This window comes from Streptomyces sp. CB02923, assembly GCF_001905005.1.
GTDB lineage: Bacteria > Actinomycetota > Actinomycetes > Streptomycetales > Streptomycetaceae > Streptomyces.
In genome coordinates, this window is the sequence record NZ_LWKZ01000007.1 from 13,041 (window position 1) to 28,422 (window position 15,382).

Annotated in this window: 11 protein-coding genes; all 11 read left to right on the plus strand. The window is 72.6% G+C overall.

Translation table 11 applies throughout. The features are described 5' to 3' along the window. Nucleotides 1-66: 66 nt before the first annotated feature. The 11 genes from A6A06_RS10180 to A6A06_RS10230 all read left to right on the plus strand — a co-directional run bounded on the left by A6A06_RS10180 (nucleotide 67) and on the right by A6A06_RS10230 (nucleotide 15,299). Nucleotides 67-648 carry a TetR/AcrR family transcriptional regulator gene (locus tag A6A06_RS10180; RefSeq protein ID WP_073760884.1) on the plus strand — a complete coding sequence of 194 codons (582 nt, stop codon included), beginning with the start codon at nucleotides 67-69 and terminating at the stop codon, nucleotides 646-648. 453 nt (nucleotides 649-1,101) lie between these two features. Next, a complete protein-coding gene (locus A6A06_RS10185; RefSeq protein ID WP_073760885.1) occupies nucleotides 1,102-1,368 on the plus strand; it encodes a hypothetical protein in 267 nt (88 codons plus the stop codon). Between the two features lie 2 nt (nucleotides 1,369-1,370). Continuing rightward, nucleotides 1,371-1,583, plus strand: coding sequence for a hypothetical protein (locus tag A6A06_RS10190; protein WP_073760886.1), 213 nt, complete (start codon nucleotides 1,371-1,373; stop codon nucleotides 1,581-1,583). Between the two features lie 316 nt (nucleotides 1,584-1,899). After that, nucleotides 1,900-3,273 (plus strand): sensor histidine kinase, encoded by a 1,374-nt coding sequence (locus A6A06_RS10195; RefSeq protein ID WP_073760887.1) that lies wholly within the window; start codon nucleotides 1,900-1,902, stop codon nucleotides 3,271-3,273. A gap of 313 nt (nucleotides 3,274-3,586) precedes the next feature. Then, the gene (locus A6A06_RS10200; protein ID WP_073760940.1) at nucleotides 3,587-5,725 is read left to right on the plus strand and encodes an ArnT family glycosyltransferase; all 2,139 of its coding nucleotides are present in this window, start codon (nucleotides 3,587-3,589) and stop codon (nucleotides 5,723-5,725) included. A 123-nt stretch (nucleotides 5,726-5,848) separates the two neighbouring features. After that, nucleotides 5,849-6,577, plus strand: a complete 729-nt coding sequence (locus A6A06_RS10205; protein ID WP_073760888.1) for a GntR family transcriptional regulator — start codon at nucleotides 5,849-5,851, stop codon at nucleotides 6,575-6,577. 194 nt (nucleotides 6,578-6,771) lie between these two features. Continuing rightward, a complete protein-coding gene (locus tag A6A06_RS10210; protein WP_073760889.1) occupies nucleotides 6,772-9,093 on the plus strand; it encodes a collagenase in 2,322 nt (773 codons plus the stop codon). A gap of 334 nt (nucleotides 9,094-9,427) precedes the next feature. Further along, entirely contained in the window at nucleotides 9,428-11,071 is a 1,644-nt protein-coding gene (locus tag A6A06_RS10215; protein ID WP_079193920.1) for an APC family permease, read from the plus strand. 92 nt (nucleotides 11,072-11,163) lie between these two features. Further along, on the plus strand, nucleotides 11,164-12,738 hold the full coding sequence (locus tag A6A06_RS10220) for a Y4yA family PLP-dependent enzyme (protein WP_199930794.1): 1,575 nt from the start codon (nucleotides 11,164-11,166) through the stop codon (nucleotides 12,736-12,738). Then, a complete protein-coding gene (locus A6A06_RS10225) occupies nucleotides 12,735-14,081 on the plus strand; it encodes a pyridoxal-phosphate dependent enzyme (RefSeq protein ID WP_073760891.1) in 1,347 nt (448 codons plus the stop codon). Before A6A06_RS10220 ends, A6A06_RS10225 begins: the two co-directional genes overlap by 4 nt. Before the next feature lie 6 nt (nucleotides 14,082-14,087). After that, nucleotides 14,088-15,299, plus strand: coding sequence for an aminotransferase class V-fold PLP-dependent enzyme (locus tag A6A06_RS10230; protein ID WP_073760892.1), 1,212 nt, complete (start codon nucleotides 14,088-14,090; stop codon nucleotides 15,297-15,299). Nucleotides 15,300-15,382: the final 83 nt, after the last annotated feature.

A 15,382-nucleotide genomic window follows, 5' to 3' on the forward strand; every position in this document is an offset into this window, starting at 1 on the left:
ACGGGCGTTCTCTGCGCTGTCCGCTACTCTAGAGAACGATCGTTCTCAGTGAAAGCGGGGGCCCTTGTGCACCAGGAAGAAGCCCGGGTACGGCTGCTCGGCGCCGCCGAGGAACTGTTCTACGCACGCGGCATCCAAGCCGTGGGCATGGACGAGATCCGCGCCGCGTCCGGCGTGTCCCTGAAGCGGCTGTACCGGTCCTTCCCCTCCAAGCACGAGCTGGTGGAGGCGTACCTCCGGCACCGCGACGAGGGCTGGCGCGCGGCCCTGGCCGCCTACGTGAAGGAGCACGCCGCCACACCCGCCGACGCACCGGCGGCCGTCTTCGACTGGCTGCACACCTGGTTCACCACGCCGGGCTTCCGGGGCTGCGCCTTCATCAACGCCTTCGGCGAGCTGGGCGCCGTCTCGGAGGGCGTGGTCCGCGCCGCACGCGACCACAAGGACGCCGTCCGCACGTACGTCGCCGGCCTCGTACGGGAGCTGCCCTCCGGCGGCCCCGCGCTGGCCGACCAGCTGGTGCTGCTGCTCGACGGCGCCATCACGACAGCCACGATCGGCGGCGATCCGGACGCGGCCCTGCGCGCCCGCGATGCCGCCGTGACGCTGGTGACGGCGGCGGCGGGGACCGGGCCGGGGCGCGCCTGAAATGGGGCTCCGGAGGTAATTCACCGATAAACCTCCGGCTCTCCGTATACCTGGCGGTGCCCTGTCGCGATTTCTGACGATGTCCTGTCGCGATTCCCGATGGTGCCTCGTCGCCATATTTGACGGTGTCCTGTCGCGTCACCGAAAGGGAACCCGGTCATTACCCATGTCCACATTCCTGCGGCTACCTGCCCGGAACCTTCATGTCCAATTCCGTGCAACAGGTGGAACTGCGTCGCGGGCGGCAGTCGAGGATTCCTTCGTCGGACGTAGTCGGGCAACCCGCCGCATTCCTGATGTCCACGCGGGTGCGCTATTTATCCGGCGTATCGCGCGATGAATTCCCCCTTCCTCTTGCCCGGCCGCCGCGCGCCGGAGACGCTTGCCTTCCCGCCCCTGCCATCGGGCTTCTTCGCCGCACGCACGGGGCCGGGAAAACCGAGCACGAGTTCTATGAGCGAGGAGAACAGCATGGCGTGGACCTCCGGAGGTGGCACCATCGCACCGGGTGCCACACAGGACTGGGGTTTCTACTGGGGCGGCAACGGAGATGTCGGCCCGCAATTGATTCAGGCCCGTCCGCTCAATCCCAACGGGCTCCTGTACACCATCGAGATCGCTGAAGTACTGGACGGCAACCATTACCTTTCCTACCGGGCACGGGTCCGTAATGCAGGACCCCTGACCGTCACCTTCCAATGGCGCGGCGGGAGCGTGTAGTCATGGCCACGATTCAGGTACTGCTCGACGAATCGGGCGCCATCCTGGGCACCACCCGGAGCCCCGACACCGCATCCGGCGAATCCGCTCCGGAGCACGTGGGCCTCCTCGCCGGACCCGGCCAGCAGCTGGTCGAGATCGAGGTCGCCGACGGCCTGCTGGAGGGCTCTCCGGCAGAGCTCCACGCCCACCTCAGGGCGAGCCTCCTCGGCTGAGGTGCGGGCCGAGCGCGGACCTGCCCCGGGTTTCCTGCCCGGGGCAGGTTCGCGTGCGGTACGGGCCGTAACGGCACTGTTCACCCGCTTATGGGCATTCGTTACGCAACCGCCGGATTGCCGCAATGGAGGGGAGCCAACATCATGTTCGACGTAGGGTTTCCTTCCACCCCGCGCCCCCGTAACCACCGACTGGAACCACTGTGCACTTCCCCCGCTCCCGGCCGCTCCCAGGGCAGAGACGGGTCCGGCCACCGGCGCTCGCGGGGATGCCGGTGCCCGCTTCGCCGCCGTCCGCGCCCCCGCAGGCCGCTCGGTGAGTGCCGGTACGCCGGGGGCACGTACGCACCGGTGGCGGCGCCTGCCGTCCTGGACGGCGACGCTGCGCTGGAAAGCCGCCCTGTTCATCATGGTCATGTGCTGTTTCCTGGCCGCGGTGCTCGGCGTGCTGGTCCATGTGCTGGTCAGCCGGCAGACCGAGGAGCAGGCGCGGAACGCGGCCCTGGACCGGCTGGACAGGGTGGTCGAGACGTACGTCGCCGGTGAGCCGCTCGGCCACGACGCGCGGCTGGACCCGCCGGACCTGCCGCCCGCGCTGCGGGAGATGGCGCGGCGCGGCGAGCGCGGCACCCAGCTCGGCGAGCGTGCCGGGCGCCCGACGATGTGGGCGGTGACACCGGCCGACGGCAAGGCCCTGGCCGTCGGCCAGGACTACGGCCAGCGGGCGGCCGTCATCAGCGGGCTGGACCAGGCCATCATCGGATCGGCGGCCGTCGCGATCACCCTGACCCTCGTCGTCGGTCTCTACGCCACCCGGAGCGTCACCCGGCGCCTGCACCGCACCGCGCAGGTGGCGCGCCGGATCAGCGACGGCGACCTCGACGCGCGGGTGGACGACCCCCGCGCGCAGTGCCCCGGGTACGCCCGGGACGAGACCGCCGCCGTGGCCGCCGCGCTCGACGCGATGGCCGCGAGTCTGCAGAGCAAGCTGTACAGCGAGCAGCGGTTCACCGCCGACGTCGCGCATGAGCTGCGTACCCCGCTCACCGGTCTGCACGCGGCCGCCGAGCTGCTGCCCGCCGGGCGGCCCACCGAGATGGTCCAGGAGCGCGTCCGGGCCATGCGCCGCCTGACCGAGGACCTGCTGGAGATCTCCCGGCTGGACGCGGAGGTGGAGCGCGCCGACCTCGACGTGCACCGGCTCGGGCCGCTGGCCGAGCGCGCGGTGCGGGCCTCCGGGCTCACGGCCGAGGTCCGGGTGGTGCGGGACTGCCGGGTGGAGACCGACCAGCGGCGGCTGGAGCGCGTCCTGGGCAATCTCGTCGTCAACGCGCACAAGCACGGCCGTCCGCCGGTGGTCCTGACCGTCGACGGGCCGGTGGTCACGGTGCGCGACCACGGCGACGGCTACCCCGACGAACTGCTCGCCGAGGGGCCGCAGCGTTTCCGCAGCCGCCCCGGGGACGGCAAGAAGAGCGGCGGGCACGGCCTCGGGCTGACGATCGCCGTGGGGCAGGCACGTGTCCTCGGTACGGCCCTGCGCTTCTCCAACGCCCCCGACGGCGGCGCCGTCGCCGAACTCACCGTCCGCCTGCCGGAGGCGGACCCGCGCCCCGCGGCGGACGGCGCCTCACCGGCGGAGGACGGCCGCCCCGGGCCGCCCGCGCCGCCGGGCCCCGGCGCGCCGTAGGGCCTGTCGCGTCGCATCCCCGCCCGCCGGAAGATTCGGCGGCGCCCCCGCATTGTCCGGAAGAACGGTACCGTCCGCTTCGCTGAGCTGGGCGGTCAACTCCCGGACAATGGCTGGTCAATTGCCTCCCTTGTCCGGCCCGCCCCAGGCGGCCACCATCGGCACGGACGACGCCTCCGCCCGCCCGGACGGGGCACGGCGGACCCGTGCGCGTCCGGAGGGTGCCGCCCTCGCCCGGCACGCCACGCAGCGGCCTCCGGTACGGACACACGGATCACGCGCGCCCCCCGCGACCAGGGAGCCCATCTTCGCCATGTCCGCCGCCTCTTCCTCCTCCCCTGCCACTTCCACCACTACGTCCGCCCTCTTACGGGCCGCACCGGACCGGCGCCCGCGCCGCCGCCGGGAGTTCTGGCGCTCCCCCGAAGGCCAGCCCCCCTGGTCCCGCCCCGCCCTGCTCGGCATCGCCGCCCTCGCCGCACTCCTCTACGCCTGGAACATCACCACCAGCGGCCTCGCCCCCTACTACTCCGTAGCCGCCCGCAGCATGACCGAAAGCTGGAAAGCCTTCCTCTTCACCGCCTACGACCCCACCGCCACCATCACCCTCGACAAAATCGGCGGCTTCCTGTGGCCCCAGGCCCTCTCCGCCCGCCTCTTCGGCTTCCACGACTGGGCCCTGACCCTCCCGCAGTGCATCGAAGGCGTCATCTCCGTCCTCGTCCTCCACCGCGTCGTACGACGCTGGCAAGGCCCCGCCACCGCACTCCTCGCCGCCGCACTCCTCACCCTCACCCCCGTCACCGCCTCCCTCTTCGGCCACGCCATCCCCGACGCAGCCCTCATCATGTGCCTGCTACTGGCGGCGGACCAAGGCCAACGGGCCATACGGAGCGGGCGGTTGGGTCCGCTGATGCTTGCCGGGGTCTGGATAGGGCTGGGGTTCCAGGCCAAGATGATGCAGGCGTGGCTCATCGTCCCCGCCCTCGCCGTCGGCTACCTCGTCACCGCTCCGGTCACCCTGCGCAGGCGGCTGGGACACGCGCTGGCCGCCGGAGTGGTCATGGGTGCGGTGTCGCTGTCCTGGGTACTGATGATGACGTTCACGCCGAAGGACGTACGCCCGTACGTGGACGGCACGACGGACAACAGCGCCTTCTCGATGGTCTTCGGCTACAACGGCTTCGGACGGCTCGGGACGTCGGACGGCGCTCCGGCGCAGACGGGCGCGGCGGTCGGCCGGGCTTCGGGCACGGGCTCCGACGCGAAGCCCGGCGGCAACGGCAGCACCGGCGGCGCGCAGTCCACGAGCGCCGACGGCGCGCGGCGCGGCGGGCCGGGCGCCACCATCTCCGGCTCGGACGCGGGGAACAACGCCGGGGACAAGCTGTTCGGCACCCGCCTGGCGACGCAGATCGGCTGGCTCTACCCGCTCGCGCTCATCAGTCTCGTCCTGGGTCTCCTGCGCTGCCGCAAGCGCACCCGCACGGACCGGACGCGCGCCGGTTACGTGCTGTGGGGCGCGTGGCTGCTGACCGCGGCGGCGGTGCTGAGCGCCACGCCCGTACCGCACACCGCGTATGTGGCGACGCTCGCTCCCGCCCTCGCGGCCCTGTGCGCGGCCGGGATCGTCACTCTGCGGCGTGCCCGCCTCGCGGACGGCGGCAGCCGCCTGGACCGTGCTGCGCTTCCCGTCTCCATCGCGCTTCAGGCCGCCTGGGCGGCTTTCCTTGCGCTCCGCCAGCCGGACTTCGCGCCGTGGCTCCCGCCGCTCATCGTGGCGGCGGCGCTGCTCGGCATCACGGCGCTCGCCCTGCGGGCCAGGACAGCGCGCCGCCGCCCGCTCGCCGTCCTCGGTCTCGCCGCGGGCTGCCTCGCCATGCTCGCCGCGCCGGCCGTGTGGTCGCTGTCTGTCCTGGACTCCCGGTACGCGGGGTCGTCGTTCGACGCCCACGCAGGCCCGGCCGGCCCCGGTTCCTTCAGCCACGTCGCGCTGTCCGACGGGCCTGCGCCGCGCTCCGCGTCCAGCAGCAGGCCGGATCTGTCCCCCGCGGAACGGCGCCTCCTCGACTACGTACAACAGCACAACGGCCCGGCGGAGTACGCCCTTTCGTCGGGCCCCGGATGGGCCAGGACCCGGGGCATCCTCGCGACGGGCCTGCCCGTGCTGCCTCTCGGCGGCGCTTCGGGCCGGGTCCCGTCGGTCACCCTGGGCGAGTACCGGCGGCTCGTCGCCACGGGCAAGCTGCGCTTCGCGCTGCTCGACGCACCGGGCCGGAACAGCCGCGGCGGGGTGCCCGCCTCCGAGAACGAGAAGATCGGCGCCTGGGTGCGCGCGCACTGCACGGAGGTCGACCCACGGGCGTACGGCGGCGAACCGTCCTCGGCCGCATCCGGCGACCGCTCGGCCTCCGTGGGGTCTCTCTACGACTGCTCTCCGAAGGGGAGTTGACCCGCCCGCAGCGCCGCGCTCCGGCGCCTTCCACCGCCCCCTGACGCCGCGTCACCTTGTACGCTGGGCCTCTGTCCGACGCCGGCACGGAGTCCCCCGCGAGGGACCCACCCAGGGGGCGATGTGAAGCACCTCGGACCGATCACCGGGCAGGAGCGGCTGCGTGACCGGGCCGCGCACGCCCTGCGCGCCGCGCTGATCGCCGGTGAGCTGCGCCCCGGCACGGTGCACTCCGCCCCCGCGCTCGCCGCCGGGTTCGGCATCTCGGCGACACCCGTACGGGAAGCGATGCTCGACCTGACGCGCGAGGGGCTGGTCGAACCGGTGCGCAACAAGGGTTTCCGGGTCACCGAGGTGAGCGAGCGCGACCTCGACCAGTTCGCGGAGATCCGCGCCCTGATCGAGGTGCCGACCGTGGGCCGGGTGGTCCGGATGGCGTCCCGGGGCCAGCTGGCCGCGCTGCGTCCGCCGGCAGAGGAGATCGTCTCCGCCGCGCGAGCCCATGACCTCATCGGCTACCTGGAGTGGGACCGCCGTTTCCACCTGGGCCTCCTGGCGCTCTCGGGCAACGCCCGGCTCGTCGAGACCGTCGGCGACCTGCGCAAGCGGTCGCGCCTCTACGGGCTGACCGGTCTCGACGAGCGCGGTGAGCTGCTGCCTTCGGCGCAGGAGCACCTGGAACTGCTGGACCTGGCGCTGGCGGGGGACGCCACGGGGGCGCAGGCGTGCATGGCGCGGCACCTGGGGCACGTCAGGTCGCTGTGGGCGCGGTCCGGGGAGGAACCGGCCGCGCGGCGGTCCGCGCGGGGCAGGCGGGGTGCGGCGCCGGCCCGTACGGCCTCGGAGCGCTGACGGGGGCGACGCCAGGGGGCACTGAGCAGCCGAGGGACCGAAAAGTGCATCCGACGGGTTGTCAGTGCAATGTCACATTACTAGGTTACGGGGCGCGTTGCGGGCTGATGTGACGTCAACTCCCTTGCATAGCAGCCCCGTTGCAGCGTCGCGTGTTCGTACGCGCCCTGGACGCCTCTACTCAGGAGCAGCCGGTGTTTCCATTACGCACTGTGCGCAAGGGCCTGCTCAGCGCCGTCCTGTCGGTGGGCCTCGCCCTCCCCGCGGCCCAGGCCGCCCACGGCGCGGCGCCCGCCCGGCCGTCGGCCGCCCCCCGGGCGGCGGCCCCCGCCCACGAGGCGCGCGACACCGACCGGGCCGACCGGTTCGCCGACGCGCCCGAACCGGCGGCCCGGGACCTGCCGCCCGGCAACGGCCTCGTCCCCCGTGGCCACGTCCCCGGCGACCTGGTACGGGGCCCGTCCGGTGCCACCGGCCGGCCGGGCACCGCCGCGCCCTGCACCCTCGACGCGCTGACCCGCCTCGCCCCGGAGGCCCTCGCGGACTTCCTCACCGATCCGGCCGTCACCGCCGAGGGCTGTCTGCGCGGCCTGATCTGGACCTGGGACGCACGGCTCGCCCCCGTGATGTCGCGGGCGCACGTACAGACCGTCTCCCGCCGGATCGGCGCGCTCGCGCCGGGCCACGACGGCACCGACGCCACGCACCTGTACGAGCTGTTCACGTACCTGCACGCCGTCGCCTACCACGACTTCTCGCGCGACGAGATCGACGTGACGGACCCGGCCACGGTCGGCGCGATGCGGGCGGCCGTCGCCGCGTACGGCACCGCGCCCCGCACCTTCGAGCCCACCCGGCACAATGCCGAGACGCTGCGCGAAGCCCTCACCACGGCGAGCGCGCCCGGACTGCGCCAGCATCAACTGCCGTTGGTCAAAAGGGTGCTGGGCACCATGGGGCCGGGAACACCGACCGCCACGGACCCGACGTGGGGCGGCGCCGCCCTCGCCGCCCTCACCGTCAACTACCTCGGCGTGTACCCCGGCAACAACGACACCGCCTTCCGGGCGGCCGTGACCGCCGACGCCTCGTACCGCGCCGCCTTCCGCGCCTTCTCCGGACACACGCACCTGAAGGGGACGCCGAACGCCTGGGCGGTGCGTGACGCTCTGGGCGAGTACGGCCGCTTCGGGCAGATCGACGCGCTCAAGCCCGCCGTCGTCGACGACCTCGGCACGCTGCTGACCGTCGCGGAGAGCAACTTCGGCCGCCGCAGCGCCCCGTGGGCCGGTGTGGCGGGCTGGCTCAACTACTACGGCGTCTGCGCGCGGCACAACATCTGCGTCCAGCAGATCGAGAACGAGATCTTCCCCCACACGTACGCCTACGACCGGGGCGCCATCGAGGTCCGTACCGCCCTCGACCGGACCACCGTCGACCAGCTCTACTACGCGAGCAAGAAGGTCAGGGCCCAGTTCTTCCGGGTGCTCGGCACCGACCGGCCGCTGACCGGCGACAACAACGCCACGCTGCACATCCACCTGTACGCGTCGCGCGCCGAGTACGAGATCATGCACCCGCTGCTGACCGGCATGGGCACCGACAACGGCGGCGTCTACATCGAGAACGGCGCGACCTTCTACACCTACCAGCGGCGCGTGCCGCAGGACTCCTCGCTCACCCTCGAAGAGCTGTTCCGACACGAGTACACCCACTACCTCAACGGCCGCTGGGCCGTACCGGGCAGCTTCGGCGAGGCGCCCTGGTACACCGGCGACCTGACCACGGCCATGGACGAGGGCACCGCCGAGTTCTTCGCCGGGGGCACCCGCGACGACGGGGTCAGGGTGCGCAAGTCGCTGGTCGAAGGCGTCATCGCGGACACGGCGGGCGGCGGGCCGCGGATGAGCGTCGACCGGCTGCTGCACGCCACGTACTCCGGCGACGGCTTCCGTTTCTACCACTACGCCGGCACCTTCTTCGAGTTCCTGTGGCAGCGGCGCCCGTCGCTGATCCGGGAGATGTACGGCTACCAGCGCGCCGACGACCCGAAGGGGTTCGACGCCTGGCGGAGCAGGCTGGGCACGGACGGCGCGCTCCAGCGGGCGTACGACGCGTTCCTCGACGCCCGGATCGCCGAGGTCGCGGACCTGTACGTACCCAGCACCACCTTCACCCCCAACCCCTCACTGCGCTTCGCCGAGGCGTCCGAGGTCCGGGCCGCCCTCGCCGCGGCCACCTCCCTCACACCGGCCTGCACGGGCAGCGGTGAGACGGGCGGCCGGGGCCGCTTCACCTGCACCGGCCGGATCACCGCCAACCTCTCCGACGCCCGCGACGCGGACCGGGTCTTCGCCGACATGTCGGAGACCGTCGACCACTTCCTGCTGGACCGGGCCGGGGCCGCGGCCAACAACCTCGCCGACATGGACTGCTTCTTCGGGGCCGTGGACGTCTGGTCCGACGGCCGGGCCGGAAGCGCGTCCTACTCGTGCGAGGGCCCGCTGCGCAGCTGACCGGGCGGGCGGCGGGGCGCGGTGTCTGCGGCCGCGCCCCGCCGCTTTTCCCGGCGGGCCCGAGCAGCGGTTCGAGCAGCGGTTCGAGCAGCGGTTCGAGCAGCGGTTCGAGCAGCTGAGCGTAGATTTCACACAGCCTTAATCTCCCTCCCTCCCGGCAGGCGTGCCACCGCGGTTGCTGCCGGAGCCCCTCCGCCACCATCCGACAATTCGGACACCCGAGGCCCGGTCACGCGTGGTGACGTGCGCCCGCACCGCAACGGAGCGGCAGAATCCGCATGTGCACGTCGCGCGCGGGCGTGCCGTCGGTAAGGGCCATCAGGGAGGAAGTGCGGTGTCGGAACGTCAGGTGACGGGTGAGGTCGACGAGGCCGGTGCGCCAGTGGTGCTGGCGCAGGAGCGCCGATTGCGCCGTGACCTGGGGTTCTGGGGGCTCACCGCGATCGGGTTCTCGAACATCGTGGGGTCCGGCTGGCTGTTCGCCGCCCTGTACGCGGCGCAGACGGCGGGCCCCGCCTCGCTGCTGTCCTGGATCGGCGCGGGGCTGCTGTGCGCCCTGGTCGCCCTGGTCATGATCGAGCTGGGTGCCTCACGGCCCGAGGGCGGCGGTACGGTCCGCTGGCCGCTCTTCGCCAGCGGACGGCTGGTCGGCACCCTGGTGGGCTGGTCGGTCCTGCTCTCGGTGGGCGGCACGGCGGCCGAGATCAGCGCGATCATGCAGTACGCCGCGCACTACGTGCCCGGTCTCTACAACGGCAACACCCTGGCCCTGGCCGGCGTGGGCGTCGCCGCCGCGCTCAGCGTGGTCCTGACGGCGCTGAACTGGTTCGCGGTGCGGATGTTCGCGCGGCTGAACAACCTGGTCTCGGTGTTCAAGATCGCGGTGCCGGTGGTCACGGTGATCGCGCTCATCGCCTCCGGCTGGCACGAGGGCCGCCTGACGGACCACGGCGGCTTCGCGCCCTACGGGTACGCCGCCTGCCTGTCCGCGCTGGCCGGCGGCGGCATCGTCTACTCGGTCAACGGCTTCCAGGCGCCGCTGGACTTCTCCGGCGAGGCCCGCAACCCCCGCAAGACCATCCCCGCCGCCGTCCTCACCGGTATCGCGCTGGCGGTCGCGATGTACCTGGCCCTCCAGGTCGCGTTCCTCTTCACCGTCCCCGAGAACGTGCTCGGCGGCGGCTGGAAGGGCGTCTCCTTCGAGTCCCCGTTCGGGCAGCTGGCACTGATCCTCAACCTGCACTGGCTGTCCAGCCTGCTGTACGCGGACGCGGTGGTCTCCCCCGGCGGCTCGGCGTACGTGGGCGTGGCGATCAACGCCCGGCACACCTACGCGCTCGCCAAGAACCGTACGATCCCCCGGTTCTTCATGAAGGTGGACGAGCGGTTCGGCGTGCCGCGCCGGGCGCTGGCGATCAACCTCGCGGTGATCGTGATCTTCCTGCTGCCGTTCGGCGGCTGGCAGGACATCGTCAGCGTCATGGGCAACATGTACCTGCTGATCTACGGCGCCTCCGCGGTCGCCGCGGCGGTCTTCCTCGCCGATCCGGAGAGCACCACGTCCGGCTGGGTGCCGGGCCTGCGCTGGATCGCACCCGTCAGCTTCGTGGTGGCGAGCGAGTTCGTGTACTGGTCGGGGTGGCACACGCTGCGGCTGGCCCTGCCGCTGGTCCTCGCCGGGCTGCTGGTCTTCCTGGCCATGCGGCGCTCCGGTGACGGCGCGACGGACGCCGTCGGCGACCGGGACGGCGCCGGACGGCGGCTGCCGCTGCTCGGTGAACTGCGCACCGGTGCCTGGCTGGTGACCTACCTGGCGGTGCTGACCGCGCTGTCGTGGCTGGGCAGCTTCGACGGCTCGGCGCAGCTGCCCGCCCCGTACGACTCGCTGGTCGTGGCGGCCTTCGCGCTCGCGGTCTTCATCTGGGCCGTACGGTCCGGCGTCCGGCACCTGGCGGAGTCCCGTACCGGCACCGTGTGAGCCGCCGCGGACCGGCCGTACCCGGGCCGGTCCGCGGCGGTCGTTTCCGCGGACGAGGTGGGCTACGGTCCGTACCGGGGGAAGTATTGCGTATGGACGTTCCCCTGTACCTCGAACCGCGGTTGGAGTCCCGGCTGGCGTCCCTGCTGCGCGCCAGGACGTTTCTGCATACGCTCACCGGCGGGCTCGGTTCGCCGCTGAACGTGGTCTTACCGGACCGCATGGCCGAGAACCTGGCCGCCTTCCGGGCCGTCTACCGCCGGCACCACCTCAGCGGCGGCATTTTCTTCGCCCACAAGGCGAACCGCTCCAGCGCCCTGGTACGGCGGCTCGCCGCCACGGAAGCGGCCGTCGACGTCGCCTCCCTCGGCGAGCTCCAGCACGCCCTGGGCTGCGGTTTCGTACCGGACCGGATCATGGCGACCGGGCCGAAGAACCCGGAGTTCCTGTGGCTGGCGGCCCGTTCGGGCACCACCGTGAACATCGACAGCCCGGTGGAGCTGGACGAACTCGCCGCGCTGGTACGGGATTACACCCTCCCCCGCATCCGTGTCCTGCTGCGGCTCTCCGGCTTCTGCACCCCCGGCGTCAGGCTGCTGATCCGGCAGAGCCGCTTCGGTACGGCCGAGGCGGAGCTGGACGGCCTGCTCAAGTCGGTGGAACGGCACCGCGACGCGGTGGAGCTGACGGGTGTGGGCTACCACCTCGACACCACCAGCCCGGCCGAGAAGGCGGTGGCGCTCGAAGGGTGCGTCAAGGCCCTGGACACCTGCCGGGCGCGGGGCTTCGCGCCGCGCGCCGTCGACATCGGCGGCGGCTTCGGCACCGACTACCTCGCCGACGGCGCGCAGTGGCAGCGGTACACGACGGAACTGACCAACGCCGCGCTGGGCACGCGTCCGCCCATGACCTGGCGTCGGCACAGCTACGGCCTGCGCAACGAGAACGGCACCCTGCGCGGCGCGCTGGCGCTGTACCCGGCCCACCGGCCGACCGCCGGAGCCCAGTACCTCGACGCGCTCCTGTCGCTCCCCGCCCCCTCCATGGGCCGCCCGCTGGCCACCCTGCTGCTGGAGAACCTGTACGAACTGCACACGGAGCCCGGCCGCGCGCTCGTGGACCAGTGCGGGGTCACCTTGGCGCGGGTGCTGGAGGTACGCCGTACGGAGCCGACGGACCGCGCCGAGGCCACGGGCCGTACGGGTGCCGCCGACGGTGAGCCCGCGTTTCCCGGCAGCCGTGCGGGTCCGGTCCCCCTCCTGGTGCGGCTGGACGCCAACGCCGACGACATCGGCCTGGAGGAGCACGGCGTCCTCGTCGACCCCGTCCTCGTACCGCGTGCCGCGCCGGGGGACGCTCCGGACGCCGGGCCGGTGGCGTGCTACCTCGCGGGCAACCTCTGCCTGGAGGCCGACATGATCACCCGGCGGGCCGTCCACCTGCCGGGCGCGCCCCGCCCCGGGGACCTGCTGGCCTTCGCGAACACGGCGGGCTACTGCATGGACTTCAGCGCCGACGAGGCCCAGCAGCAGCCCGTCGCCCGCAAGGTCGCCGTATGGCAGGACGCACCGGCGGACGCCCCGGGCCGGGAGGACGCTCCCTGGCAGTGGTGCCTGGACGAACAGTACTGGCCGCACGTGAACCGCCGGACGAAAGGATCTGCATGAGGTTCGAGCGCATCACCGACGCCATCGGCAACACCCCGCTCGTACGCATCGATCCGTCCGTGCACGGCCTGCGCACCATCGATCTGTACGCCAAGCTGGAGATGCTCAACCCATTCGGTTCGATCAAGGACCGGGCGGCCTGGAACATGGTGCGGCCGGGGCTGCCCGCCGCGGCCGGCGAGGACCGCACCGTCGTGGAGCTGTCCAGCGGCAACACGGCCAAGGCGCTGGCCGTCCTCGCCGGTATGCACGGGGTGCCTTTCAAGAGCGTCACGAACCGGATGCGCATTCCTGAGGTCAAGGACCTCCTCCTGCTGCTGGGCGCGGAGGTCGAGGAGCTGCCGGGGCAGACCGAGTGCCTCGACCCGACCAACACCGACGACCCGCTGACCCACTTCCACCGGACGCTCACCGAGCCCGGCAGCGCGTACCTGTACACGGATCAGTACTTCAACGACCGCAACACGCAGGCCCATGTGGAGGGCACCGGCCCGGAGATCGTCAAGGACCTGGACGGCCGGGCGCCGGACTGGTTCATCGCCTGTGTGGGCACGGCCGGGTCGTCGACCGGGGTGGCCCGGGTGCTGCGGGAGCACGACCCCCGGGTGGACGTGGTCGGGCTGGTCTCGCACAAGGCGGACTTCGTGCCCGGCATCCGCACCATCGACGAGGTGCAGGAGGTCGGCCTGTTCGACCCGCGGACCTACGACACGATCGCCTCCGTCACCGCCGACGAGGCGATCGACGGGATGCTGACCCTGGCCCGGCGGTGCGGCATCCTGGCCGGTCCGACCAGCGGGGCCGCGTACTTCGGCGCCGTACGGCATCTGCGCGAGCTGGACACCGGCCCGGCGCCGGAGCCGGACCCGGATCTCCCGGCCGGGCGCCGGACCGCCGTGTTCATCGTCTGCGACCGCATCGAGAGCTACCTCGGCTACGTACGGCAGCGGCGGCCCGAGCTGCTGGGGCGGCCGCCGCAGCCGGACTCCGTCGCCACGCTCTCCGACGCCGAGGTGCGGCAGGCGCCGGACATCGACGTCGAGGGCGCCGTGCGGTGGATCGAGCGCGACCAGCCGCTCGTCGTGGATCTGCGCAGCCCGTTCGCCTACACCGCGCTGCACATCGCCGGTTCGGTCAACATCGTCGACGAGCTCTTCGGTGAACTGGTGCGCGGCGGGCTGCCGTTCAGCAAGAGCCGCCCGGTCCTGCTGGCCTGTCCGGTCGGTGAGCAGTCCGCCAAGTACGCCGCGCTGCTCACGCGCCTGGGCCACCCCGACATCCGCAGCCTGCGCGGCGGGATCATCGCCTGGCGCGACGCGGGCGCCCCGCTGGTACGGGAGTGACGGCCGATGACCACGACGGACGCCCCCACGACCGCGGCCCTGGACGAACTGCACGCGTGGCACACCGCCGTACGCGCCCAGTTCCCGATCATCACGGGCGCGCCCCGGCTCGCCTACCTGGACAACGCCGCGACGACACAGAAGCCGCAGGCCGTCCTGGACGCCGTGCAGCACTACCTCACCACCGGCAACGCCAACGCCGGGCGCGGCACCTACACCTGGGCCAACCGGACCACGGCGCTGGTCGAGGAGACCCGGCAGCGGATCAAGGAGTTCCTCGGCGATCCGGAGCCGGACCGCTCCGGGGTGCACTTCGTCAGCGGGGCGACGGCGGGGCTGCGTGCCGTCGCGCGGGACTGGCTGGCCGGTCAGCTGTCCGACGGCGACGAGATCGTGGTCCCGCTCGCCGACCACCAGGCGAACATCGTCCCGTGGCTGGAGATACGGGACCTGCTCGCGCGGCAGGGCCTGCGCATCCGGGTGCGCCCGATGCCCTACCAGGCGGGGTCCGGCGACTACGACCCGGCGGCGCTGGCCTCGCTGGCCGGGCCGCGGACCCGCTTCGTGGCGGTCACCCACGTCCATCACGTCTACGGCGGCGACATGAACGTGCACCGCATCCGGCAGGCGGTGGGGCCGGACGTGCCGATCTGCCTGGACGCGGCCCAGAGCGTGGGGCACATCCCGGTGTCGCTCGCGGACCTGGACGTGGACTTCGCCGTCTTCTCCGGGCACAAGGCCCTGGCCCTGCCCGGCTCGGGTGCCGTGTGGGCCCGCAACGCGCGGGGCCCGGCCTTCTCGCCCGGCGGGTGGGACGGCAGCCCGAACACCACCGGCATCCGCAGCCTGCGGGCCGCGTTCGACTGGCTGGACGCCACGGGCACCGGCCGCGTCGAACGGTGGACCACGGCCCTGGCCGCCCGTCTGACCGAGGGGCTGCGCCGGCTGCCCGCGTACGAGGTCCTGGGCTGCCAGCGCAGCCTGGCGGCCGGCGCGGGCATCCAGCGGCGCCAGGGCATCGTGACGTTCCGGCACCGCGGTATCGACTCGGGTGACCTGGGCTTCGCGCTGTTCGACCACGGCTTCATGGTCCGCTCGGACAGCCTCTGCCAGGGCAGCGGGGGCGAGCGGCAGCACTCGGTCCGAGTGAGCGTGCACGCGTACAACTCCCCGGCGGAGATCGACCGGCTGCTGGACGTGCTGGGAGCGTGTGCCTGACCTCGCGGAACGGCGCCCGCCGAACGCCCGCCGCAGGGCGCCCCCTCCGGGGGGTGACCCCTTTGGAGTGACAGAACGCCATT